This is a genomic window from Segatella buccae ATCC 33574, from assembly GCF_000184945.1.
GTDB lineage: Bacteria > Bacteroidota > Bacteroidia > Bacteroidales > Bacteroidaceae > Prevotella > Prevotella buccae.
On record NZ_GL586311.1, the window covers coordinates 472,737 to 498,849 of the forward strand.

18 protein-coding genes are annotated in these 26,113 nt (G+C 55.1%); 5 read left to right on the plus strand and 13 right to left on the minus strand.

Features of this window, described 5'->3' with window-relative positions:
- Positions 1-657: 657 nt before the first annotated feature.
- From HMPREF6485_RS01875 to recO, 9 genes are all read right to left on the minus strand, one after another.
- The gene (locus HMPREF6485_RS01875; RefSeq protein ID WP_004344278.1) at positions 658-1,632 is read right to left on the minus strand and encodes a FecR family protein; all 975 of its coding nucleotides are present in this window, start codon (positions 1,630-1,632) and stop codon (positions 658-660) included.
- 316 nt (positions 1,633-1,948) lie between these two features.
- Positions 1,949-2,521: an RNA polymerase sigma factor gene (locus tag HMPREF6485_RS01880; protein ID WP_004341577.1), complete on the minus strand. Its 573-nt coding sequence runs from the start codon at positions 2,519-2,521 to the stop codon at positions 1,949-1,951.
- Between the two features lie 133 nt (positions 2,522-2,654).
- Positions 2,655-4,562, minus strand: coding sequence for an MGH1-like glycoside hydrolase domain-containing protein (locus HMPREF6485_RS01885; RefSeq protein WP_004344280.1), 1,908 nt, complete (start codon positions 4,560-4,562; stop codon positions 2,655-2,657).
- A gap of 12 nt (positions 4,563-4,574) precedes the next feature.
- Positions 4,575-7,691 carry a glycoside hydrolase family 2 TIM barrel-domain containing protein gene (locus HMPREF6485_RS01890; RefSeq protein ID WP_004344281.1) on the minus strand — a complete coding sequence of 1,039 codons (3,117 nt, stop codon included), beginning with the start codon at positions 7,689-7,691 and terminating at the stop codon, positions 4,575-4,577.
- A 25-nt stretch (positions 7,692-7,716) separates the two neighbouring features.
- The gene (locus HMPREF6485_RS01895; RefSeq protein ID WP_004341581.1) at positions 7,717-8,319 is read right to left on the minus strand and encodes a lysine exporter LysO family protein; all 603 of its coding nucleotides are present in this window, start codon (positions 8,317-8,319) and stop codon (positions 7,717-7,719) included.
- On the minus strand, positions 8,309-8,590 hold the full coding sequence (locus HMPREF6485_RS01900) for a LysO family transporter (protein ID WP_004344282.1): 282 nt from the start codon (positions 8,588-8,590) through the stop codon (positions 8,309-8,311). Before HMPREF6485_RS01900 ends, HMPREF6485_RS01895 begins: the two co-directional genes overlap by 11 nt.
- Before the next feature lie 17 nt (positions 8,591-8,607).
- Positions 8,608-10,137: a RagB/SusD family nutrient uptake outer membrane protein gene (locus HMPREF6485_RS01905; RefSeq protein ID WP_004344283.1), complete on the minus strand. Its 1,530-nt coding sequence runs from the start codon at positions 10,135-10,137 to the stop codon at positions 8,608-8,610.
- A gap of 45 nt (positions 10,138-10,182) precedes the next feature.
- Positions 10,183-13,560 (minus strand): TonB-dependent receptor, encoded by a 3,378-nt coding sequence (locus HMPREF6485_RS01910; protein ID WP_004344284.1) that lies wholly within the window; start codon positions 13,558-13,560, stop codon positions 10,183-10,185.
- Between the two features lie 687 nt (positions 13,561-14,247).
- Positions 14,248-14,973 carry a DNA repair protein RecO gene (gene recO / locus HMPREF6485_RS01920; protein WP_004344286.1) on the minus strand — a complete coding sequence of 242 codons (726 nt, stop codon included), beginning with the start codon at positions 14,971-14,973 and terminating at the stop codon, positions 14,248-14,250.
- Between the two features lie 206 nt (positions 14,974-15,179).
- Between recO and rpsT the strand changes: the two genes are divergently transcribed.
- The 5 genes from rpsT (at position 15,180) to HMPREF6485_RS01950 (ending at position 22,056) form a co-directional block, all read left to right on the plus strand.
- Entirely contained in the window at positions 15,180-15,434 is a 255-nt protein-coding gene (gene rpsT / locus HMPREF6485_RS01930; protein ID WP_004341586.1) for a 30S ribosomal protein S20, read from the plus strand.
- Positions 15,435-15,580: 146 nt separating this feature from the next.
- The gene (gene gyrB / locus HMPREF6485_RS01935; protein WP_004341587.1) at positions 15,581-17,551 is read left to right on the plus strand and encodes a DNA topoisomerase (ATP-hydrolyzing) subunit B; all 1,971 of its coding nucleotides are present in this window, start codon (positions 15,581-15,583) and stop codon (positions 17,549-17,551) included.
- A 119-nt stretch (positions 17,552-17,670) separates the two neighbouring features.
- Positions 17,671-20,061 carry a glycoside hydrolase family 95 protein gene (locus HMPREF6485_RS01940; RefSeq protein ID WP_044125724.1) on the plus strand — a complete coding sequence of 797 codons (2,391 nt, stop codon included), beginning with the start codon at positions 17,671-17,673 and terminating at the stop codon, positions 20,059-20,061.
- Between the two features lie 11 nt (positions 20,062-20,072).
- Positions 20,073-21,083 carry a hypothetical protein gene (locus HMPREF6485_RS01945; protein WP_004344288.1) on the plus strand — a complete coding sequence of 337 codons (1,011 nt, stop codon included), beginning with the start codon at positions 20,073-20,075 and terminating at the stop codon, positions 21,081-21,083.
- Positions 21,084-21,177: 94 nt separating this feature from the next.
- A complete protein-coding gene (locus HMPREF6485_RS01950) occupies positions 21,178-22,056 on the plus strand; it encodes a helix-turn-helix domain-containing protein (protein ID WP_004344289.1) in 879 nt (292 codons plus the stop codon).
- A 21-nt stretch (positions 22,057-22,077) separates the two neighbouring features.
- Here the strand turns inward: HMPREF6485_RS01950 and HMPREF6485_RS01955 are convergent, their stop codons facing one another.
- From HMPREF6485_RS01955 to gpmI, 4 genes are all read right to left on the minus strand, one after another.
- Positions 22,078-22,671 carry a DUF3109 family protein gene (locus HMPREF6485_RS01955; protein ID WP_004344290.1) on the minus strand — a complete coding sequence of 198 codons (594 nt, stop codon included), beginning with the start codon at positions 22,669-22,671 and terminating at the stop codon, positions 22,078-22,080.
- 12 nt (positions 22,672-22,683) lie between these two features.
- Positions 22,684-22,881: a hypothetical protein gene (locus HMPREF6485_RS01960; protein ID WP_248622195.1), complete on the minus strand. Its 198-nt coding sequence runs from the start codon at positions 22,879-22,881 to the stop codon at positions 22,684-22,686.
- A gap of 21 nt (positions 22,882-22,902) precedes the next feature.
- Positions 22,903-23,568 carry a uracil-DNA glycosylase gene (ung, locus tag HMPREF6485_RS01965; RefSeq protein ID WP_004344292.1) on the minus strand — a complete coding sequence of 222 codons (666 nt, stop codon included), beginning with the start codon at positions 23,566-23,568 and terminating at the stop codon, positions 22,903-22,905.
- Between the two features lie 92 nt (positions 23,569-23,660).
- Entirely contained in the window at positions 23,661-25,184 is a 1,524-nt protein-coding gene (gene gpmI / locus HMPREF6485_RS01970) for a 2,3-bisphosphoglycerate-independent phosphoglycerate mutase (RefSeq protein WP_004344293.1), read from the minus strand.
- Positions 25,185-26,113 lie beyond the last annotated feature (929 nt).

The following is a 26,113-nucleotide window of genomic DNA, read 5'->3' on the forward strand; positions in this document are numbered from 1 at the left end:
AAAGAGTCCGTGACGAGGATTGCAAATCCAATAAACACCTTCTTACTGCCTCATTCATACCATTCGCCGACCAAAAACTATCGGCGAATGATACGAATGAGGCGAATTTATTTTAGTCGTCTGATTCGCTTAATTCGCAAAATTCGCCGGCGATAATCATGTTATTCGACGAATGGAGCGGAGGAAGCGAATGGTTGCTTATGCCTTTCCGCTCATGCAGTGCGGCACGGGGAATTAGTCAAGGTAATTCAGCGAAAAACGCGGTTGTGCTTGGCGAATTTACAACCAATGTGCCGGTGGATGGGAAAAACGCAAAATGAAGGGATTCATAAAAGGATGGCAATCAGAGGTTTGTATTTTCTTGACACGATTCAACGACGGAAAAGGATCCTAAAACGGGCCGAATGGGGATGCAAAAGAGGCTGTTTTGGATGACGAAACGGCCCGAACGAACTTCTCATTCGGGCCGTTTCACAAAAGCAAAGGGCAAAAAGGCAAAATGGAGGGGATGTTAGCAGGATGCAGGAGGAGTTTTACGCGCTATTTGACCGATAAAAGCGGACAAGAATTTGTCGTATATTTTCCCTGCCATCAGTATGAGGAAAGGGCGAGAGGGCGGATGCCCGGAGGATGTGCCACGGCGGAAAAGCGAGGCACTTATTTTGTGATGGTGACCACACCATTGCGTTGCTCGGCCCTGACATGATAGGAATGCCTGATGATTTCGAGCCCTTCGCCGAGGTTGTTGCTCGGCAGGGTGCCCGTGAAAATATCATCCATGTTGAGACGGCCGGAGAAGCGGAACTTCACGCCGTAGGTGGTTTCCATGACAGCTATGACATGACGGAGCGTCGCATTGCGGAACACAAGTTCGTTGCGCTGCCATGCCGTGGCGTCGTTCACCTCCTCGGGCTTCTGCTCCACCGAGATGCGGCCCGTCTGCTTGTCGAGCACGGCCACCTGACCGGGCCAAACGGCAGTCTGACGGTGGGAGGCAAGCGAGGTGAACAGCACCTTGCCCTCCTCCAACGACAATCGCGAAAGGGCGACACCCTTGCGGGCAAAGAGATTGAACTTCGTGCCCACGACGCGCACATCGAGCCCCTCGGCACGGATGGAGAAGGGATGCAGACTGTCTTTGGCCACGCTAAAGAAGGCTTCGCCCTCAAAGCTCACCCGGCGCGAAGTGCCGTTGAAATCGGCCGGGGAATAGGAAAGCCTCGACCGCTCGTTGAGCACCACACTCGTACCATCGGGCAAGACGAGAGTGGCTCTGCCTCCGGCATCGGTGCGGAAAATGGCCACACCGGTCGGTGACACCGCCTCTTGCCGGTAGAACCAATAGGTGGAGAAAAACAAAACGGGTACAAGAAACACAGCTGCCGCTTGCATCCACTTCCACGCACGGCGGCGCCAGTCGTGCCCGGCAGTCCGGGTCGCTGTCTCTATGCGCTGCCATATCGGGCGGGTGGCAACCGTGTAGTCATCTTCGGAGAGGTCGCCGTCCATCCACCGGTGGCGCATGGCTTCGCCCAGCGCGTCGTCGTCGGTGGCATTGACCTGCCGGCGCAGTTCCCGCAACTCCTCCACGGTGAGGTCGCCTTTGAAATATTTATCTTCCAGTTCGGCCATTTCTCTTTGCTTTTGTTTGTTATTTAAGTTTCGCAAGCTCAATTTTAGGGGTTAAAGGAGTTAAAGGGAGTTAGCACTCACTTCGCTCGTTAGGAGAAGTTCCTTGAGCGATAGCGAAAAAAGACAACAGCCTTATTGCTTGATTCCCTTGGAGAATAGGAGGAGTAGAGCTGTCGTCTTTTTCGCTATCGCTCAAGGCACTCCTCCCTGTCACTCCTTTTCTCGCTATCGCTCAAGGAACTTCTCCTTTAACTCCTGCCGGACTTGCCAAAGTTCTGTTTGTTAGTTATAACAACGGAAAGGACGAAAAGTACCTTCAATTAACAAAATATAAGAATCCCAACGACACGTAAAGAGTCCCCAACGACAGGCGCAACGCCTTAACGCCCAGCGACAGTTGGTTTTTCACCGTCTGCTCTTTCAGGTTGAGCTGCAACGCAATCTCCTTATTGGTCTTCCCCTCCAACCGCGACAGCCTCACCACTCGGCGCTGCGTTTCGGGCAACCGGCTAAACGCCGCAAAGAACATTCGCCGGAAGTCATCATACTCCACCCTGTCGGACGAGGACTCGGAGAGATGGCCCAGATAGTCGGTATAACTCTCAAAGGCGGGCGCATTGACCGTGGCCCGGTAGGCATTGACCAGATAGTGGCGCATACGGATGAAGAGCAGCGACTTGAGCGTCTCGGTCTGCCGTATGCTGCGACGGTTGGTCCACAGCCAGATGAACGTGTCTTCCACCAATTCTTCCGTACTTTCCCGCGAGTGGGTGTACTGCATGCCGAAGGCATAGAGGCGGGCGGCATATTTGTCATACAACCGCCGGAAAGCCTGCTGTGAGTCTTTCTTCAACTGTTGGATGAGCAATGCCTCGTTTGTTTCCGTCATGTTATTTCAGCTATCTTTATCGTCGGCTGCCGCCCTTCGCAGCGTATGCGGGCAGGCGGATTCTTCTGCACACGCAGCCCCGACAGCGACAAAGATATAAAGAATTGGTCAATAAAACAAGCGAAACCGCATATCATTTCTTCCCGTAACGCTCATAGAGCAGCAACAGGTGGGCTGCACTCCAGCTGAAGTGGGACGCCTGAAGCGGGCGGCCCGTGAAAGTATCGTAGTTTTCGTAGATGGGGGCATCGCCCGAGAGTCCTTGCAGCCTGTCGAACACACGGCGCGTGTAGCCATCGGCCTTGCGGGGTTCGCCATAGTTGCGGAAAGCCTCGATGGCATAGTAGGTCTGATCGAGCCAGATGGGGCCGCGCCAATAGCCGTTGGCATCGTATTTGGGGTTGTCGGCGGCGATGGTGGGAAAGGGGATGTAGGTGGCAAACTTGCGCGGATCTTCCAGCAACCGGCGGGCCTTGAGCCACTGGGCGCGGGTGGCTATGCGCGTCCAGAAAGGCAGGTAGCCCTCACAACCGGGCTCGCGCACGAAACGGCCGTCGGCCAGTCGGCGGTCGAAGAAATAACCCTCCGCATCGTCGAAGAAGTAGTCGGCGACCTTCCCGCGCAGGTCGGGCTCGTCGAAAGCCATGCCGAGCAGTGCGGCAAACTTCCCAAGCAGGGTGTACTCGTAGGCCAGATAGGCATTCAGGTCGACACTCTCCTGATCAATGCTCCATGCCGCCCCGCCATTGTGCAGCATCTTGGCCCCGTCGAAGCGGATGGCATTGTCCATCCCGCTCTCCCATGCAGCCGCCTCAAGCGTGCCGTCGGCGGAACCGAACTCGCAGATGCCGTTGGCATTGTGGTCGCGATGGCGATACCACCAGCGGTAGTAGTGCAGCAGTTTGGGATACATCTCGCGTACGAAAGCCGTGTCGCCGGTGGCCTCAAACACCCTGTCTACAGCCCAACAGGCCAAAGGAGGCTTGCTGTCGCGGGCATTGTTTTCGCGCGGATCGACATAGATGCAGTCTATCACCATACCGTCGGACTGCTGATAATCGAACATCACGCGTATGTTATCCTTGGCCAATTCGGGGAAAAACGATGCCATGGCAGCCGAAAAACGCCAGCAGTCCCACGCCCAACAGCCCACGAAATAGCCCACGGCATGACTGGGCATAATGCCGTCGTGGAGCAGTCCGCCGCGCAGGCAGCGCCAGTTGGAAACAAGCGTGGTGACGGCTTTCACGGCCACGCGGTTGTAGTCGGTCGGCATGTCTGGGCGCAACACCTTGTTGAGATAGCCGTTCCAGCGTGCGAGATTGTCGTTTTCGCACGCACGGTAGTTACCCAAGAGCGAGTTGGCATAACACCTCTGCGCCTCCTGCCGGTCGCCCGGCAGCAGCATGGAGACCACAATATCGGCCTCCCCGAGACCCGGGGGCAGCGTAGCCGTGTAGTTGTTGCCCGCCACGCGCAATTCGGCAGAGGGCGGAAAGGTCAACATCAGTGTCTCACCCGGCAGCCCACCCAGCACCAGATGGTTGCCCTCCTTCCTCACTGTGAGTGCCCGGTGGGGCTCCAGTGCCGAGAAAGTGAGTTGCCGTCGACCGGTGTTCGTGACATGGAGTAAGGCCGTGCGCGAATCGGCAAACAGCAACTGTTCCTCCACGCAGCCGTCATCCGCCTTCAGACACAGGCCTATCTTGCCCGGCACATAGTCGGCACGCTCGTGTGGCAAGGGCTTTCCGCCCGCCATCAGACTCAAGGCCGACTTGGCAAACCACCACCGCCCATTGATGCTGAAAGGGCCGCAAAAGCCTCCCGCGGGCTTGTCGCGGCCGGGAAGCGTGAAGCCCATCCACGCCCCTTGGTCGGTAAAACATCCGATTTGCTTCTCCTGTCCCGTGGGCGTGAGGCTTATATCAATGATGCCGGCGTAGTCGTCGCGGGTGAATCCGCCGCCAGCCGATTTGCTTTCCGCCCGCCCGCCGAGCATCGTCAGCAGGCAGGCACATACTATCAGAAAGGTCTTTTTCATCTCTTCAGTCGGTTATTTCAAAGGACTTATGGTGTAAGAATATCTCCACTCCCGTGGCGTAATGGTGTATTCGGGATGCACCTCGGCCCCCCAAGTGTTGTCACCGCCCACGCCCATGAGCCTGTGGTCGATGTTCAGCCACACCAGTGGCTTGCGATTCACGCTTCCCCCATGCCGGTGGGTCTTCTTGGCGGGAATGTAGTCGATGTCGTCTTGGAGAAAATTCCATGCACTCACGTTGAGCACCTCGTCGCCTGCGACTCTGATGCCCTGCCCTTGCCGGTCGGTCATCTCCACCCACCTCACATCACACTTGTTGCCCGTCTCCTGCGCTCTCACGTAGGGATGATACTGCTCCCACACGTTTTGGGCATACACATCCACCAGTGCCGACTCCTTACGGTCGGCATAGTTCTCCTGTGGCCCGCGCCCGTACCACCTCATTTGGTCGAAAGCAGCAGGCAACAGCATTGCTGTGCCCAAACGGGGCATCTCGGGCAGTGGTTTGTTTCCCGGAACAAAGTGCATCGTGACACGCACATTGCCACCTGCATCAACCGTATATTCCATGTCGGTGCGTGCCTCCTGCCGGGGCATGTCGTAGGAGACTTTGATGCTGGCCGATGATTTGCCGGCCGTTGCCTCCATACTTTTCAGCCGCATTTCCTCACCTGCCTGCCTCCACGTGCCACAACGCACAGATGTGCCGTTGGCCACATCGTTGTCGGTCAAGGGTCGCCAGAAATTGGGCTTGGGTCCTTGCATCAGCATCTCCCGTCCGGCGTAACGGAGCGAGACGAGTTGGCCGCTTTGACGGGAGAAAGCGGCGGAGAATCCGTCCCCGGCCACGGTGACGGCATCGCCCTTGATTGTCAGCTTCAAGGGGCCGCCTTCCGGGACTGTCGGGGGCAAACCCGGGGCCTCCGTGGGAAGCGCAAACTGCGCATTGGCTACTTCATATCCCTTGGGCAGCAGACCTGAGGCGTGTTTAGTGACAGCCCGTAAAGTGAGGAAATGTTCACCGGGCAAGGTCGTGTCACAGGCAAAAGGTATCGGCAACGTGGCCTCCCCGTGTGGCTTGACCAACGGGAAATCGCACACGCCTTGACTCACAATGCGCCCCTCGCGCTTCACCTCCCAGTGCAGTTCGTAGCCGGCAAGCGAGGTGAAGTCAAACGCATTGCGCACCCTGACCCGATTGGGCGTGAAAGGCTCCGGGGCAAAATGAATGTTCTGATACACCCGTTTCACCTCGCTGATGTGCGGATGCGGGGTGCGGTCGGCAGCCACCAAACCGTTGGCACAGAAGTTGGAGTCGTTCTCGACCCCTACAAAACCCAAGTCACCCCCGTATGCCCAAATGTGGTTGCCGGCACTGTCGCGCCGCTCGAATGTCTGGTCCACCCAGTCCCAGATGAAGCCCCCTTGCAACTGGTCGTAGCGGTTGATGAGATCCCAATAGTCTTGCAGATTGCCCACACTGTTACCCATGGCGTGCGCATATTCACACAGGATGAGCGGACGGGCATCCCGCCGGTTCACATGTCGGCGCAAAGCCCAAATCCGAGCGTACATGGGACAGTAGATGTCTGATTTGCCTTCATATCCTCCCCCTTCATACTGAACGGGCCGGGTGGGGTCGAGCCGTTTGGCCATTGCGTAGTTGCGCTCGAAGAGCGGGCCATAGCCCGACTCGTTACCCAGACTCCAAATAATGACGGAGGTGGCGTTCCGGTCGCGCATCATCATGCGGTACATGCGCTGGTGGAAAGCATCAGTCCAGTCTTCGTTGTCAGCCAAGGTGGGATGAGGGGAGTTTTCCATGCCATGACTTTCCAAATTGGCCTCATCGACGAGGTAAAGTCCGTATTTCGTACAGAGGTCATACCATTCCGGGCGGTTCGGATAGTGCGACGTGCGCACGGCATTGATGTTAGTCTGCTTCATCAGACGAATATCTTCGAGCATACTCTCCACGGTGATAGTGCGCCCCGTGAGCGGATCGTGTTCGTGCCGGTTCACTCCTTTTATCTTGACGGCCACCCCGTTGACGAGCAGTTGACCGTTGGTGATTTCCACCGTCCGGAAGCCGAAGGTGTGTACGGTCGCCTCCGTGACTTTGCCTTTGCCGTCACGCGTCGTGATAAGCAGCCGATAGGTGTGGGGCGTTTCGGCATTCCAAAGCTTGATATCCCGCAGGGTCGGTCGGATGGAAAACACGGAATCGGCCGGTCCTTTGGCTCTATGGGAAAACCGAAGCAAAGCACGATTGTCCCCATCGAGCACACTCACCTCCACCGAGCACCCGCGCCGCTGGCCCTTGGTAAACACGTCAAGTGACAGTTCGCCGTCCTTATATCCGTTTGTCAAACCGGCCACAAGGCGGAAATCGTGTAGCCGATAGGCCGGGCGCGCCTGCAAGAAGACACTCCGCTCAATGCCACTGTATTTCCAGTAGTCCTGATCTTCGAGGTAAGAACCGTCGCTATATCTGTACACCTTCATGGCCAACCGGTTGGAACCGGACTTCAGGTAGGGCGTGATGTTAAAATGGGCAGGCAAACGGCTGTCTTCGCTATAACCCACCAAGTGCCCGTTTATCCAACAATAGAAAGCCGACTCCACGCCTTCAAAGTCGATGAAAATGTCCATCCCATGCCACTCCTCAGGCACTTCAAACTCGCGCACGTATGCTCCCACGGGGTTATAGTCGGCCGGCACGAAAGGCGGATTCACCGGGAAGGGATAGCTTACATCGGTATAGATGGGGGCATCGAAGCCCTGCAACTCCCAACTGCCGGGCACTTGGATGTTGCTCCACGAGTGCACATCGAAACCGGGGCGGAAGAAACCGTCGGGCACGAGCCGCTCATTGCGCGAGTAAAGAAACTTCCAAGTGCCGTCAAGCGATATGCGCCGTTCGGCCCGAGGGTCGCATTTCAGACGCTCTGCATCGCCCATCGCGAGGCGCGACAGAGCCAAAACATCATTTTTATAAGGTATAAAATGGGCCGTCATGGGCTCTCGGTTGAGGGCCGAAACATGCGGATTCTGCCACGGTCGGGCATCGGCCATGCTGCACAAAGGAAACAGGAGCACGGCCAAAAAAAAGGTCAAACGTTCAGTCATTATAGAAACAGATGAATGGATGGAACTATAAAGTGCAGAAAAATGTAACGAGAAACGGGACGCTGAAATCCACCGCCACACCATGAAAGACAGCCACCACGGAGTATTCTTCCCCCGCAGCACGGGTGATGATGGGCAGTGTGGTATCCATAGAGGTTGCCCCGCCCACCGAGATGGGGGCCAACGGTCCGAACCAACGGGCCAGCAAAGGGGCACAGAGCAGCGTGATGATTTCGCGCATGATATTGGCCAAGAGCGCGATGGTGCCCAATTCGGCCCCTTTCATCTCGGTGATGAAAATACTTGAGAGTGAATAATAGCCGAAGCCGGAACCGATGGCAAGACAACCGGCAAGGTGTCTTTCGGGCAGCAGCCATGCCACCGCCGCACAGCCGGCAAGCGTTCCGAGCACCGTCAGTAAAGGCAACAGCATGATTTTGGGATCAAGTTGGCGGAACTTTCCAAGCACTTGACTGTCGCAGCCTATCGTGATACCCACACAGAACATCAACAGACAGAGCGCATAATAGCTCACGTCGCTCTCAACTACCCACCGGGGAGCGATGCCGGCAAGGGCCACCGCAATGCCGAGGATGAAAAACAGAATAATGGTCAGACTACCTTTCATGGGCCTGCCCTTTCCGCATGACGATGCCCCAAAGCCCCCAAGCCAGCGACGTGCTGCCGACAACACCCCCTAAAGTGAGCAACAAAGCCTCGGCACCGAGCGTGCTAATTCCACGAATGAGCCTTTGGTTACCGCCCACCTCCATGCCGAGGAAGAACAGCAGCAGCCATATTAAAAAGGTTACAAGACGGGGAATGATTTTCAAGGAGTGCCGGCGGAGCACATAGCCCACGCCGACACCGCCAAGCATCACGCAAATTATTTGAAGCATTGTGTTGGTTCTTATAGTCAGTTGACGAGTCCGTTGGAGTTGATCTCGGTCTGCGGAACGGGATAGAACGAATTCGTGGCCTCATCAAAATTGGTGCGCCCGTCGGCTTTGAGTACCGCTCCGAGCTTGCCCCAACGCCGCAGGTCATAGAAGCGGAGATTCTCCAAAGGGAATTCTATGGCCCGTTCGTGCTCTATCTGGGCCTGCACCTCACTCTGTCCGGTGCCCTGCATGGGCGGCATGTTGCCATGCACCTTCCTCACTTCGTTGATGAGTGTGATGGCCTTGGCCGTCTCACCGAGATTGTTCAGTGCTTCCGCCTTCATCAACAGCACGTTGGCATAGCGCATCAGCGGGATGTTGATGGCCGTATTGTCCTGCTCCAGCCCCTCTATCGTGGCCGGCATAAACTTGCGGAAGGCCGGCCGGTTGTAGGCCCCACCGTCGTTGCGGAACCAGTCGTCATATTTCTTGCCATACACACGGCCCGAGGCATCGTTCCAATAGTCGCACTGATAGAAGACTGTGTTATAGAGCCGGTTGTCATAAAGGCCGTTGAGAGCCGTCTGACCTTCCTTCATATACTCATCCATCAACGCTTTCGAGGGCAGAATCTCGTCCCATCCCTTCAGCTCACTGCACCCTATCCAGCGGTGCATTTGGGTGCGGTAGTTGGCCCCGTTGGCATCATTGAGGGTGAACTGTACCTCGAATATCGATTCGCGGGAGTTCTTGTCCTGTCCGTTGAACATGCTTGCGAAGTCGCCCACCAGTTCATAGCCCGTCACCTTGTCAAAGGCCTCCACCGCCTTGGTGAGATATTCGGTCTTCTTTTCCTCGGCCGCACGGGTGAGCCATGCCCAGCCCAAATAGGCATAAGCGGCGCCACTGGTGGCCCGTCCCACATCATCGGGTCCGTAGGCCTTGGGAAGTGCCGTAGCCGCTTGGAGTTCGCCGATGACAAAGTCCCAACAGTCGGGACGCGCGGAGAGTGCCTTGTCGAGGGCTGCACGGTCGCCCGAAGTGATGTATTTGTCGCGAATGATGATCTGTTCCCAGTTGAGCAGCAGCCGCATGTGGTAGTACCCACGCAGGAAGTGGGCCTCGGCCTGCAACCGGGTGCGCTCGTCTTCGGAGAGTTTGTCGGTCGGAACCTTGGCCATCTTTTCCAATATCTGACTGGCGAAGTTGGCCCCACGATAGAGATGTCGCCAATAGTTGGAGAACTGGGAATTGCCGTTGGTATAGGTGAAATTGTAGAGTTCCACCCAGTTTTGGTAGTTCATGGCATCGTTGCCCGGTTTCACGAGGTCTTCCCGGTAGGCTTCCACGGGCCACAACACTTCACACATGGTCCATTTGTCCTTGCTGCTGTCCATGAAATAGAGTTGCGAGTAGGCCGCCGAGATTGCCGCCTCCACATCGGTTTTGTCTCTCCAGAAAGATTCGGAGGTGAGATTGTCGGGTGAACTCACCGTCAGGTAATCATCGCAGGCCGTCAGGGTTAAAGCCATGCAGGCGGCCGTTATACATACTATCTTTTTCATAATGGATTCGTTGTTTTAAATGATGGTATTGTCTGCCTCCCACGGTCAGAATGTAATCTGGGCTCCGAGGGTGAACGAGCGGGTGAAGGGATAGACGAACTTGTCAATGCCCGTGTTGAGCACACTGGCCCGCGAGAATTCGGGGTCGATTCCGTCGTATCCGGTGATGGTAAAGAGATTCTCGGCACTGACGTAAAGGCGCACCTTGTCCATGTATATCTTGCGTGTGAGCACGGTGGGGAAGGTGTAGCCCAACTGCACTTGGCGCAGTCTCACGAAGTCGCCCTTTTCGAGGAAACGGGTAGACTCGCGGCTGTTGCCCGACGGGTCTTGATACACGGCCCGGGGCACATCGGTATTCATGTTGGCCGGTGTCCATGCCCGAAGGGTAGACTTGAGCATGTTGGAACCGGAGTTCATGGCCTCATAGAAATACTTGTTGCCGTTGTAGAGTTTGTGTCCCCAGCCGCTGCCCAGCACAAAAGAGAAGTCCACGCCTTTGTAGGCGGCATCGAAGTTGATGTTGGCTTCCACCTTGGGAATACCCGAACCGGAATACACCTTGTCGTTTTCATCGAGCACACCGTCGCCATTGGCATCGGCAAAGCGCATGTCGCCGGGCCGGGCGTCGGGTTGGAGGAGTTTGCCCTCGCTGTTCACATGAGCCTTCACCTCATCCTCCGAGTTGAAGATGCCCTGTGCCTGATAGAGATAGAAAGCACCGATGGGCTTGCCCACCCGGGTCTGTGTGGGGAAATGTTCATCCCCAAATTTGAGTCCTTCGCCATAGAGCACCTGCGAGGCGTCGGCCAGTTCGATCACCTTATTGTTTACCGTAGAGAGGTTGAAACCCAGATTGTACTGCAAACCGCCGACGCTGTGTGTCCAGTTCAGTTCCAATTCAACGCCTGTGTTGCGCATCTTGCCCACATTGAGCACCGGACTGTCGAGCCCCGTACTGGGTGCAAGCCGCTTGGTGATGAGCAGGTCGCTGGTTTCATTATAATAGTAGTTGAGGCTTCCCGAGAGCCGGTTGTCGAAGAAACCAAAGTCGACTCCGAGGTTTTTGGTGTCGGTTGTCTCCCACTTGAGGTCACGGTTTTCCAGTTCGGAGGCTATGCTTCCGGGCCGTGCCGTGCCTCCCGTGCCGCGCACGGAGCCTTGATACATCGTGTTGTTGTTATAGATCAGGGCCAAGAAGTCGTAGTAGCCCAGTGCATTCTCATTGCCCAAACGTCCCCAGCTGCCACGGAGCTTCAGGTTGCTCACGGCTGTGTGCTTGGGGAAGAAAGGCTCTTCGGAGACTCTCCAGCCCACGGCCATGGAGGGGAAGGTGCCCCAACGGCTGCCACTGCCAAACTTGGACGAACCGTCGGTGCGCATGGTGAACTGCATGAGATAGCGGTCGGCATAGTTGTAGTTGAGTCGACCGAAGAACGACACCCGGTTGTATTTCCAGTTGGAACCGCTGCCGCTGAAGGTGCCGCCCTTGCCGGCGTTGATGGTCTCGAAGTCGGGCGAGAGAAAACCTGCAGGTTTCTCCATGGTCACGAGCTTGCCTTTTTCCACTTTATAGACGATGGTCTTGCCCTCGACCGACACGTTGTCCCAAGTGTATTTGCGGCCGGTGACCGACGAACCCACCATGGCATCCACCTTATGGTGGCCAAACACCTTGTTCATGCTCAGCACATTGTCCCACAGCTGCTCCTCCCAATAGGACGAACCGGAGGAGTTGAGGGGATATTCGTTCTTGCCTTTGATGTCGGCGATATAGTCGGGGGCATGGTAGGAGGAGCGTCCGTGCTCGCCACGATAGGAGTAGCTCGTCTTAAACGAGAGCCAGGGGGCAATGTCAAACGTGACAGCGATGTTGGCATCCGTGTGATAGGCCCGGTCGTCGGCCTTCCGATAGTGGAGATCGGCCATGATGTTGCGGTTGTTGGGCAGTCCGTCGAAGTTGGTCAGTCCGAAACCGTAGCGTTCTTCCTTATTATAAATAGGCAAGAGGGGAGAAAGCATATACATCTCTTTGAGCGAATACTGGGGCTGGTGGCTGTCGGTGTATTTGAAGTTGAGATTGGCATCGAAGGTCATAAAGGCTTTCTTCATCTGCAGCTTCATGCGCACGTTGTCCTGCCGGTAGTCGTTGCCCCTGAAGATGCCCTTGTCGTAGGCATGGTTGTAGGACACGGAGTAGAGTGCCTTGTCCGACCCTCCCCGCAGGCTCACCATATAGCTCTGCGAGAGTCCGTTGCGCTCCACAGCATCCTGCCAGTCGGTGTCCACCCCCGTGTCCTTGCTCAGATAGAGGGGCAATGTCACGGGGTTGGCAGGATTTTGGGCATTGTAGTTGTCATACATGGCTTTGTGCACCTGCTTGTATTCGGCAGCATTGAGCATCTCCAGTTTTTTGGAGATGGAGGTGAGGCTCATGTAGGAGTGGAAATCCACCTTGAGGTCGCCACGCTTGCCGTTCTTGGTGGTGATGAGCACCACGCCATTAGCGGCCACCGAACCGTAGATGGCAGCCGCAGCACCGTCTTTCAGCACCTGCATAGACTCGATGTCCTGCGGGTTCACGTTCTCGATGTCGCCCGGAAAACCGTCTATGATGTAGAGCGGTGCATTGTCCCCGAAGGTCTTCACACCGCGTATTTTCACCCTCATGCCGGCTCCGGCATTGCCGCCGCTCTTCATGATGCTCACGCCTGCAATCTTTCCTTGCAGGGCCTCGGCGGGATTGGTGGTGGTGCGCTTGGCCAGTTCGCTGGTGTTGACCGAGGAGATGGCTCCCGTCATGTCGGCCCGGCGCATGGTGCCGTAGCCCACAACCACCACTTCGTCGAGTGCCTTGGTATCTTCCGTGATCGTGATGTCCATGTTGCGGGAGGCGCGCAGTTCGCGGTCGGAGAAGCCCACGTATGACACCACAATGGTGCTGCCCTGCGGCGCCTCAACGGTAAACTGTCCGTCGATATCGGTGATGGCTCCGTTATTGGTGCCTTTCACCTTCACCGTGGCACCCACAATGGGGTCGCCGGCATCATCTTTCACCACTCCGCTGATGGTGTTGCCCGGACCCGAGGGTTGGGAAACGGCAGCGTCTTTGCGGTCGGAAATGACGATGGAGTGGGACGAAACCACCACAAAACTCAACTTGCGGCCTTTCAAGGCATCGTTGAGCACGCGCTCCACGGGGGCGTTGGTGCATTGGATGGTAACATCGGAACGGTTGTCTATCAACTCGTTGCGATAGGAGATGCGATAGGTGGTCTGGGCCTCTATCGCCTTGAACACTTGCCTGAGCGAGGCTTTCTTCACATTGATGGTCACCGTCTGTGTCTGTGCATGGGCACACAGCACGAACAGGCACGACAGCAAAACTGTCAAAAGATACTTAAGGTTTAGATGTACTGTCATAACAGCGATTGATTAGGTTAGTTATTGATTGCATTTCTTCACAGCTTTATATGCCGGCGGTTACGTGTTTATCGGCTTTGTCGGTGTATGGAAACCACGGCTGCATCCGCACAATCCGCGAAATTTGCCGACGCTAACATCGCGTTCTGCGACATTCTTATTTATCCGCCGTTCAGCTATTTTTCAAGGTTCGCCGCCCCCAAGGGGGCACTTTCGGAAGGTTAGACAAGAAAGAATCGGAAAAGTACCGAGAAAAACGGAAGTTTTTTTCATGCACGTGTTCAGGCACATCCATTTATTAAAAATATTTCATCGAAAACCGCCCTCAGGTTTGGCGAATTTGCAACGAAACACCCTGCAGATGGAAATAACGCAAAAATGAGACCACCTCTAAAATGCAGGCACTCAACAACTTGTATTTTCTTGACACCTCCAAACAACGAAAAAGACCTCTCGATCGGCCCGAATGAGGACACAGCGGAGCCTGTTTCGCACGGTGAAATGGCCCGTGCGAGCTTCCCGTTCGGGCCGAACGAGCAGGCCCGAAGGATGAAAAGAATAAAAAGAAGGGATTTCAAGAGGAGACGGAAGCACTTTTCCGAGCTATTTGCCCTATAAAAACGAGCTATGATTTGTCATATATTCTTCTTGTTGGAAATCCACCGTCACGACAACGAAAAAACAAAATCACACGAAAAGTTCTTTCACCACCTGAAAACTTTTGAGCTCCGGAAAACCTGGAATGTGGAGCCGGTAATAGGTCATCACCACCTCAGCGCAGCGGTTGCGCTCGTCGCGAGAGAGACGGAAGAAACGCATCGTCTCGTAGTTCATGCGCATGAACTGTCTGAGCGTGGCCGATTCTGCAGGCTGGAGAAAGTCGGTATGGAGGGGCGGTTGGACGGAGAAGAACCCTTCGCGAAGGTCGAAATAGTCGCCGGGGCGGTAGTCGTCAAGATTGGGAAAGAAGCCGATGAAGCGCGAGAGGCGCATCATGAACACGAGATGGAAGTTGGCGTAGGCCCGTTCGGCCCCGTCGAGCCACAAGATGCTGTTTTCCACGTAGGCGAAGAGTGGCTCATTTTCCTGTTCTTCGCGCGTACTATAATATAAGAACTCAGCCAGAAAGAGTGCTATCGAGAGCTTGAAAGCATCGAAAGGCAGCGTGCGGAAAGGCGTGAGAATGCGGATGTCGCCGATGTGGCGGAGCGTCCGGCCGGGCCGCGAGTCATACTCCAGTTCGAGCAGCGTGAGAGGCTGGAAAAACTGTTTCTTGATTTTGGCCTTGCCCGACGAGGCTATCCGGCAGACAAACGACACGCGTCCCTGCCGCTCGGTGAGCATATCGACGATGGTCTTCGACTCACCTAATTTGATGGAATGAAGCACTATGGCCTTCGTTTTAACCAACATAGAGGGGCAAAATTACAAAAAATCAACCGTTTAGAGAAAAATCATGCAGGAAAATTTGGCAGGATGAATTAAAAGTCTTAACTTTGCACCCGCAAAATGAGAAGCTTGGTCCCTTCGTCTATCGGTTAGGACGAGAGATTTTCATTCTCTAAAGAGCAGTTCGACTCTGCTAGGGACTACCAAGAAAATAAAAGAAGCAAATAAAGATGGCAAATCACAAATCATCACTCAAGAGAATCCGCCAGGACAAGAAAAAGGCTTTGCACAATAAATATTATGCAAAGACGATGCGTAATGCTGTACGCAAACTCCGCGGTTTAACTGACAAGGAAGAGGCTGCTAAGCTTTATCCTGCTGTACAAAAACTTCTGGACAAGTTGGCCAAAACCAACATCATCCACAAGAACAAGGCCGCCAACATCAAGTCCAGCCTCTGCCTGCACATCAACAAGCTGGGTTAACTGCGCCGGCTTGTACGATTCATAGCTTTAAGGCTGCAATTCTCCGCGAATTGCAGCCTTGTCATTTTGTGATTTTTTAGCAACAATATGTTTTCCCGTCTGCCATTTTTTTAGTACCTTTGCAAGGTAATAACACTTATCTGAAAATGGCAGAAAATCTTAACACCGAGAATAACTATTCGGCCAGTAACATTCAGGTCCTTGAAGGACTTGAAGCAGTGCGCAAGCGCCCTGCAATGTACATTGGCGACATCTCCGAAAAAGGTCTGCACCATCTGGTCAACGAGACCGTTGACAACTCTATCGACGAGGCGATGGCCGGATACTGCAAGAACATTGAGGTCACCATCAACGAGGACAACTCCATCACCGTGCAAGACGATGGCCGAGGCATCCCCGTGGACGAACACAAGAAGCTCCACAAGAGCGCACTGGAGGTGGTGATGACCGTCCTCCACGCCGGCGGCAAGTTCGACAAAGGCTCCTACAAGGTGAGCGGTGGCCTTCACGGTGTGGGTGTGAGTTGTGTCAACGCCCTGTCTTCGCACATGCTCTCCCAAGTTTTCCGCGACGGCAAGATCTACCAGCAGGAGTACGAAAAGGGTAAGCCCCTCTATCCCGTGAAGGTGGTGGGCGAGACCGACCGCCAGGGCACCCGCCAGCAGTTCTGGCCCGACCCCACGGTGTTCACCACCACGGTCTACAAGTGGGACATCATAGCCAGCCGTATGCGCGAGCTCGCCTTTCTCAACGCCGGCATCCGCATCACGCTGCGCGACCTGCGCCCCGACGAGGAGGGCAAGACACGTGAAGAGGTGTTCCACGCCGAACAGGGACTCAAGGAGTTTGTACGCTATGTGGACCGCCATCGCACACACTTGTTCGATGATGTGATCTATCTCAAGACCGAGAAGCAGGGTGTGCCCATCGAAGTGGCCATCATGTACAACACCGACTACAGCGAGAACATCCACTCCTACGTCAACAACATCAACACCATCGAGGGCGGCACCCATCTCACGGGCTTCCGCGCTGCCCTGACGCGCGTGCTGAAGGCCTACGCCGACAACGATGCACAGATATCCAAGCAGATAGAAAAAGCCAAGATAGAAATAGCCGGTGAGGACTTCCGGGAGGGGCTCACGGCTGTCATCTCCATCAAGGTGGCCGAACCACAGTTTGAGGGACAGACCAAAACCAAGCTGGGCAACAGCGAGGTGGCAGGTGCCGTGCAGCAGGCTGTGGGCGAGGCACTGAACAACTATTTGGAGGAACACCCCGTTGAGGCCAAGAAGATTTGCGAGAAAGTGGTGCTGGCCGCCACAGCCCGCATCGCGGCCCGAAAAGCCCGCGAGAGCGTGCAGCGCAAGAGTGTGATGAGTGGTGGCGGCCTGCCGGGAAAGCTCGCCGACTGCTCCAACAAAGACCCGAAAGACTGCGAGATATTCCTCGTGGAGGGTGACTCGGCCGGCGGTTCGGCCAAGCAGGGCCGCGACCGCTACACGCAGGCCATCCTGCCGCTGCGGGGAAAGATTCTCAACGTGGAGAAAGTGCAGTGGCACCGGGTCTTCGAGGCCGAATCGGTGATGAACATCATCCAGAGCATTGGCGTGCGCTTCGGCGTGGAAGGCGAAGACGACCGAGAAGCCAACATCGACAAACTGCGCTATGACAAGATCATCATCATGACCGATGCCGATGTCGATGGCTCTCACATCGACACGCTCATCATGACGCTGTTCTATCGGTTTATGCCTAAAGTCATTGAGGAGGGACACCTCTACATCGCCACGCCGCCACTCTACAAGTGTACCTACAAGAAGGCGAGCGAATATTGCTACACCGAGCAGCAGCGACAGGCGTTCATCGACAAGTATGTGGAAGGGCGCGAAGACGACAAGGCACTCCACACGCAGCGCTACAAAGGTCTCGGCGAAATGAATCCTGAGCAGCTTTGGGAGACAACAATGGATCCGGCAACGCGTCTGCTCAAACAGGTGAACATACAAAATGCCGCTGAGGCAGACGAGATATTCTCCATGCTCATGGGCGACGACGTGGAACCGCGCCGCGAGTTCATCGAGAAGAACGCCACCTACGCCAACATCGACGCATAACATAACGGCAATCCCCTCTCCTACCGGAATCGGCAAGGGCATGGCAATCGGCACGTGTGCCGGCCGCTGCCCGACCGCTACCCGGCATGAGAGGGGATTTTTCTTTCTACATCAACGACATGAAAGCATTCAGATTTCTACTGACCGTCTTGCTGTCGGCATCGACCTCGTGCCTGTATGCCGGCAACGACATTCCGCTGAAACTTTGGTACAACCGGCCGGCCACCGCCTTTGAAGAGGCCCTGCCCATCGGCAACGGAAGACTTGGGGCCCTCGTCTACGGAGGTGCCGACACCGACTCCATCTACATCAACGACCTCACGCTATGGACCGGAAAGCCTGTCGAGCTCAACGAGGGGGGCGATGCACACCGCTGGATACCGGTCATCAGAAAAGAACTCTTTGCAGGCAACTACAAGAATGCCGACATTCTGCAACATCTTGTGCAGGGGCACAACTCCGAATACTACCAGTCGTTGGCTCTACTCACCCTCACCGACCTCAACGCATCGCCGGCAGAAGGGCGTTCCGGAGAGGATTTCGGAGAACTCAAGCGCAGCCTCGACATTGACAGTGCCGTCTGCAGCGACACTTACCACAGAGGGGGCGTCACCTACATCCGCGAATATTTCGCTTCGGCTCCCGACAGTCTCATTGCCATACGCTTCAGGGCCAATCGGTCGGGGGCCATCAACTGTCGTCTGGCCCTAACCTCAGTAGTCCCGCATCAGGTGAAAGCGACAGGCCGGCAACTCACCATGACGGGGCACGCCATAGGCGACCCGCTTCAAAGCATACACTTCTGCGCCATCCTAAAGGTCAAGACCGACGATGGGCAGGTGGCCGCCTCCGACTCGTCACTGACCGTCAACGGAGCTTCCGAAGTGACCGTCTATTTCGTCAACCGGACGAGTTTCAACGGGTTTGACAAGCATCCCGTGACCGCCGGAGCACCCTATTTGGCCAAAGCCACGGACGATATTTGGCACACGGAGAACATCACCTATAATGAGTGCAGGCAACGCCACGTGGCCGATTACAAAAGGCTGTTCGATCGATTCAAGTTCACCCTCAGCGGGGCAAAGCCCAACTACAGCCGCACCACCGAAGAACAGCTCATGGCTTACAGTGACCAAGGAGAGCGGAATCCCTATCTCGAAATGCTTTACATGCAATACGGACGGTATCTGCTCATCTCCTGCTCACGCACACCGGGGGTACCTGCCAACTTGCAAGGGCTGTGGGCACCGCAGAAATACTCCCCGTGGCGGGGCAATTACACCATCAACATCAATCTTGAAGAGAACTACTGGCCGGCCGAAATGACCGACCTCGGCGAATTGGTGATGCCCGTAGACGGACTTGTGAGGGCAATGGCTGCTACCGGACGGCACACGGCGGCACACTACTACGGCATCGACGAAGGGTGGTGTGCAGGCCATAACAGCGACATCTGGGCCATGACCAACCCCGTGGGTACGGGTAAGGAAAGTCCCAAGTGGAGCAACTGGAACATGGGGGGAGCATGGCTCGTGCAGACACTGTGGGATCACTACGACTTCACACGCGACACACACTATCTCCGCAACACGGCTTATCCGCTGATGAAAGGGGCGGCCGACTTCATGCTCCGATGGCTCGTGGAAAGTCCGGTGAAGCGGGGCGAACTCATCACCGCTCCCTGCACGTCGCCCGAAGCGGAATACATCAACGACAAAGGATATCAGGGATGCACGTTTTACGGAGGGACAAGCGACCTCGCCATCGTCAGGGAACTCTTCACCAACACCCTCCGGGCGGCCGAAATTCTCAATATAGATGCCGGTTACCGGCAACAGCTGCGGTCGTCACTCGACCACCTCGCTCCTTATAAAATAGGCAAACGGGGCAATCTACAAGAGTGGTACTACGACTGGGACGACCAAGATTGGCATCATCGCCACCAAAGTCACTTGCTCGGCGTGTATCCTTTTAAGCAGATTTCGGTGTACCACACACCGCAGTTGGCCAATGCCGCCATCAAGACATTGGAGATAAAGGGCGACAACTCCACCGGATGGAGCACCGGATGGCGCATCAGTCTGTGGGCACGACTGCACCGCAGGGACAAGGCTTACCAAATGCTGCGCAAACTGCTCACATACGTCAGGCCGGCCAACTACAACGATCCCAAACACCGGCCGGCCGGAGGCACCTATCCCAACTTGTTTGACGCCCATCCGCCTTTCCAGATAGACGGCAACTTCGGAGGTACAGCCGGAGTGTGCGAGATGCTCGTGCAGAGTGACGGCACGCTGATGGAGCTGCTTCCGGCACTGCCCGAGGCGTGGCCGGCAGGCTCGGTGAGCGGTTTGAAGGCCCGTGGCAACTACCGGGTGGACATGACTTGGAAAAACGGAAAAGTGACCCTGGCCACGATAACAGCACTTAAAGGTGGCAAGCTGACCGTAAAATACAACGGGCGGGAGCGTGTGCTCAGCTTCAAGACCGGCGAAAGAAAGAACCTCTAAACATATCTGCCATGCGTGCCTCAACCCTTCTCGCCATGCTGTTATGGATGTGCCATGCCTCCGCACAGGAGTTCGGCACGCAGTGGGTGTGCCATCCTGCCGCAGATGACACGTCGCAGATATGGTTTCGCAAGACCTTCGTAACCCTTCAAAGGCCTGCCCGCACCGCTGTCACTATAGCCAGCACAGGCCGCTTTCAGCTGTTTGTCAATGAGCGTAATGTGTCGGGGGATGTGCTGCTTCCCACTACCGAACGCATACCACAGACGCTCCACGAAAAAGCGGGCGGTGCAAGGGGAATCTCCAACAGGCCGCCACACAATGGCAACAAGCCGACTGACGACATCAACAGACCTACAGCAGGCCAACTGACCATAGATGTAACCCGCTATCTGAGGCCTGACTCCAACGTGATTGCTGTATGGTATGCTCCCGTTGCAGGCTTCCATTCAGACAAACAACTGTCACTCACCTACTATGGAACCATGCCCCGGGGGGCAAGTTTCTGCCATCAGGCCGACGTGAGTTGGGATTGCAAGAAAGCCGGAGCCGCTTCCACGCCTGCCGGAGGGGAACAAATCTCCGCTGCAGACTACGACAAGAGGTGGAAGGCTGCCACGCTCTCATTGCGCGGATGGGTGCGGCCCACTCCTTCATCCGACCACACGCGCCTTGCACTCACCGACCTGACAACCGCTGCCTACACCTACCGCATCGTCAGCCTGCTCTCTCCCGTGCGCATCACTTCCACCGAACAAGGTCTGCAATACGATTTCGGACGCGCTTTCGACGGTTGGGTGCGCCTCACCATCCGCGATGCGCGAAAGGGTCAGTGCCTGCAAATGGGAGGCCTGACCTATATATGCAGCGGGGAAATGGACGAGCAAATGTGTCGCAAATTCACCATCGCCCGACAGAAAGAAGTCACTGTGACGGGCGACAAATACTTCAAACCTGAACAGATACAAGCCGTGGAAGGACTCGAGATAGCCCCACAACGCGCCTTTGGATTCTCCTTTTAGACACTTTACACCCTGTAAAACTATCCTATTTCCCCCCACTTTATTTTGTCAAAGAAGGAAATAATGCTATCTTTGCATCCAAACTCTCACACACATGGACAAGGGAACGGACATCATCAACATCACCAACACGAAGAAACTCTATAGGAAAGGCAGCTACATGGACAACGACCTGCTGCTGTTTGACGAGGTGGCAGAATTGCCTTTGCCCACTGACCCGCGCAAAATGGACTGCATACTCATGGCTCTGTGTCTGCGTGGAAAGGTGCAATACACGATAGACACCGTGGAACACACTGTGAATGCGGGCGACATGATCATCATCAGCGAAGGGCAAGTGATAGCCGACTACCTCATGAGTCGCGACTGCAGCGGCATAGCCGTGATGATCAGCGGCGATTTCTTCCGTGGAGTGATAGCCGGTGTGCATGAGATGTCGTCGTTGTTCATTTTTTCCAGAAGCCATCCCGTGTGCAGCCTGCACAACGATGAAGCCAAAAACATCATCAGCTACTATCATCTGCTCAAAGAGAAAGTAAATGACAAGCATCATCACTTCCGCCGCGACATGGTGCGTATGCTCATGGGGATGGTGGTCTACGACCTATCCAACGTGATCTACCGCATACAGAACACCCCCGAACGCAAACTGACCCGGGCAGAGAGTATCTTCTCGAAATTTATCCAACTGCTGGAAGCCAACTTCAAAAGTGAGCGCAGGGTGAGCTGGTATGGGCGGCAACTGTGCATCACACCGAAGTATCTCTCGGAGACGGTGAAAGGGGTCAGCCACCGCACACCAAACGAATGGATAGACTACTACATCACGCTGGAACTGCGGGTGCAACTGAAAAACACGACCAAAAGCATTAAGGAAATAGCGCAGGAACTGCAATTCGCCAACCAGAGTTTCCTTGGCAAATACTTCAAGGAACATGTAGGCATGAGCCCCTCTGCCTATCGCCGGTCATAAGTCCGACCGGCCGGACACAGGTTATCGCCCCAACTCACGGGCGAAAGCCTCCAATTCGGCATACCACTCTTCGCCAAAGCGGCGAACAAGCGGACCTTTCAAAAACTTATAAATGGGCAAGTCGAGTTGCTTGCCCTTGGCCACGGCTGCCTTGCAAATATCCCACCGGTTGTAGTTGAGTCCGATAAAGCCGCCCGACAATCGCTTCTCACGGATGGGATAGAGCGCACAGGAGATAGGTTTCACAAACTTTGTACACCCCCGACGATAGGCCCTTTCGAGCGCACAAAGACACGTACCGCCTTCATAACAGGTGAAAACACAATCCTTGCCGCCGACAATGCTCGTCACGAGGTCGCCGTCACGGTCGGTGTAAGCCACCCCCTGCCTGTCAACCACCGACTGGGCCGAGGCACTCATGTCGCCCCACACTTCATCGAGGGCGTCTTCCATACCTCCTATTTCATCAAGGGTGACAGGCGCTCCGGCATCGCCTTCCACACAGCACTGTCCCTTGCAAGCCTCCAAATCACAACAAAATCTCTCCGTCACGATGTCGGGAGAGACCAGCACATTGCCCACTTGCAGAATGGGCATCATCGGTTTGTCTGTCATTGATGCATCGTTTTACTTCTTCTTGTTAAACTTCTTGCCAAACCGCGTCACCACAAAGTCGACCACCGCCAGCGTAAGAAACACCCGGAAAGCCTCTTCATAGTCATACCAACCAAGCCACACGGGCACCGACGAGAGCACCGCATAGATGGTATAGGTGATGAGGTAAGACAAGAGCGTCTGCCTAATCAACTTTTCTTTTTCTTCCATTGTCTCTTCCTTCCCGTTCACCTACCAATCTATAGGTTCTATATCCTGCTCTGCCAAATAGGCATTGCAGCGCGAAAACTGGTGCTGGCCGAACCATCCGCCACGGTTGGCCGACAGCGGAGAGGGATGCACCGACTCGAGGATGCAATGGCGGGACTGGTCGATGAGATATTTTTTTGAACGCGCAAAACCTCCCCACAGCATGAACACCAAGTGCTCGCGACCCTCGCTGAGTGCCTTGATGGCGGCATCGGTAAATGTAGCCCAGCCCAGCCTCTGGTGGCTGTTGGCCTCATGGGCACGCACGGTGAGAGTGGCGTTGAGCAGCAGCACACCCTGCTCCGCCCAACGGGTGAGGTCGCCCGAGTGCGGCATCGGCTTGCCCAAGTCCTGCTCTATTTCCTTATAGATATTGATGAGGGAGGGGGGCATGGCGATGCTTTCCGGCACAGAGAAGCTAAGTCCCATGGCCTGCCCCGGCTCGTGATAGGGGTCTTGACCGATGATGACCACTTTCACCTTGTCGAACGGACAAAGGTTGAAGGCATTGAAAATCAGCCGGCCCGGCGGATAGCACGCATAGCGGCCATACTCCTCGCGCACCAGATGGGTGAGACGGGCGAAATAGTCTTTCTCAAACTCCGCCCCAAGCTGCCGTTGCCATGAAGGTTCTATCTGTACATTCATACTCTAAAAAATCTGCCCAAGTCTTTACCATGGGCGCAATCGGTTTCCCGCGTTGCGTTCCGGTCAAGGCTTGGGCAACTCCATTTCATTGTTTACTTGTCTTCTATCAGGCACTCACCCGTCATGTCGGCAGGCTGTTCGAGGCCCATGATGTGGAGAATGGAAGGAGCCACATCGGCCAACCGTCCGTCTTTCACCTTGGCCGAGTTGTTATCGGTCACATAAATGAACGGCACCGGATTGAGTGAGTGGGCCGTGTTTGGCGTACCGTCTTCATTGATGGCATTGTCGGCATTGCCGTGGTCGGCAATGATGATAGCCTCGTAGCCGGTCTCTCTGGCGGCATCGATCACTTCATGCACACATTGGTCGACCGCCCAAACGGCCTTGGCGATGGCATTGTAGATGCCCGTGTGGCCCACCATGTCACCGTTGGCGAAGTTCACCACGATGAAGTCGTACTTGTCTTCGCGGATAGCTGCCACGAGCTTGTCCTTCACCTCGTAGGCACTCATCTCCGGTTTGAGGTCGTAGGTGGCCACCTTGGGTGACGGCACCAAGATGCGGTCTTCCCCCTCGTAGGGTTCCTCGCGTCCGCCGTTGAAGAAGAATGTCACGTGTGCATACTTCTCCGTCTCGGCTGTGTGGAGCTGTTTCTTGCCCAGCCGCGACAGATATTCGCCGAGCGTGTCCATCACATTCTCTTTCGGGAAAAGCACATGCACACCCTTGAAACCGGCATCGTAGGGAGTCATCGTGTAGTATTGCAGGTCCTTGATGGTTGTCATCCCCTCCTCGGGCATGTCCTGCTGCGTGAGCACCTGTGTGAGCTCCTTGGCACGGTCGTTGCGGAAATTGATGAAAATCACCACATCCCCCTCCTCTATCCTGCCGTCCACGCCGGCATTGTTGATGGCTTTCACAAACTCGTCGGTCACATCCTCGTCGTAGCTTTCCTGCATAGCCTTCACCATGTCGGTAGCCTGCTTGCCCTCGTTCTTCACGAGCAGGTCGTAGGCCTCTTTCACCCGATTCCACCGCTTGTCACGGTCCATGGCATAGAAGCGGCCGATGATGTGGGCAATGTGGGCATCGTTTTGCTCACAGCACTGCTGCACTTGTTCGATGAAACCCTTGCCACTCTTCGGGTCGGTGTCGCGACCGTCCATGAAACAATGCACGAACACTTGGTCTTTGAGGCCGTATTCCTTGCCTATCTCGATGAGTTTGAAGAGATGGTCGAGCGAAGAATGCACGCCACCCGTCGAGGTGAGTCCCATCAGGTGGAGTTTCTTGCCTTTCTCCTTGGTATAGCTGTAGGCTGCCACCACCTCTTTGTTCTGCAGAATGGAACCGTCTTTGCAGGCGCGGTTGATCTTCACGAGATCCTGATACACCACTCTGCCGGCACCGATATTGAGGTGGCCCACCTCAGAGTTGCCCATCTGGCCGTCTGGCAGGCCGACATCTTCGCCCGAAGCGCGCAACTGCGAATGAGCTGAAACTGCTGTCAAATAATCCAGAAAAGGTGTCGGCGTGCGGTATATCACGTCACCCTTGCCATGCTTGCCGATTCCCCATCCGTCGAGAATCATCAAAAGAGCTTTTTTTGCCATAATTAGATAAATACCTTAAAAATCAAAATTCGCATACAAAGTTACGCTAAATCGTGCGAAAAACAAAGGAATAACGCTCTTTTTTGCGTTGCGAGTCAAAGCGAATACTGCGGAGACGATAACGCGTGTCATTCGGAGACAAAGCCATTTGCCGGCGAATTGTGCGAATAAAGCGAATACGGACTGTGAGGATGAATTCGTATAATCTGCACAATTCACCGGCAAAAGGCATATAGCACAAAACTTACCAAGATTGCGAAAAAGCCTAAGCCCCCTAAGTTAGGGGGTTGGGGGTCTGAACAAGGGGAACAATACCATAATATAGCGCGAAACTTACTAAGATTGAGAAAAAGCCTTACACACGATTTTTCCACGCCCATTCGGCCGCCTGTTTTTATCCGCCTTGTTTTCCTCATCCGGCCCATCAAAATTCTCATCCGGCCCAAACGATCATCCAAAAGGGCCACACTTGGAAGCTCGTTTGGGCCGAACGACAATCCAAAAGAGGCCGTTTCATCGGCTCATTCAGCCCGGAAGGTACGCCATTTCCGGGTTTTGGGGGCAGTGATGGGCTGGAGAAATGAAAAAAGGAAACACACGCGTGCTTCCTTTGCCTGTGCAAAGATACAACAAAACGGGGCGAAATGCAAATCGAGAAAGAAAAATAAGGACAAAAGGAAGGGAATGGAGCGTATGCCCTACGGTAGGGGCCAAGTCTCTCCCATCCCGTCTCCCAAATACAAAGCGGCACACTCGAGGGCACAAAAAACGCGACCCTGCCCGGAAGTCCCATGCCACTGGCCTCTCCGCAGGGTCGCGAGTTGCAGATTTGAGTATTGGTAATACGTCGATGCAAAGATACGCTACCGGCGGAAAAGGTGCAATACCCCCTCCGCCATTGACATACGGAAGATGGCTCAACCAACAGA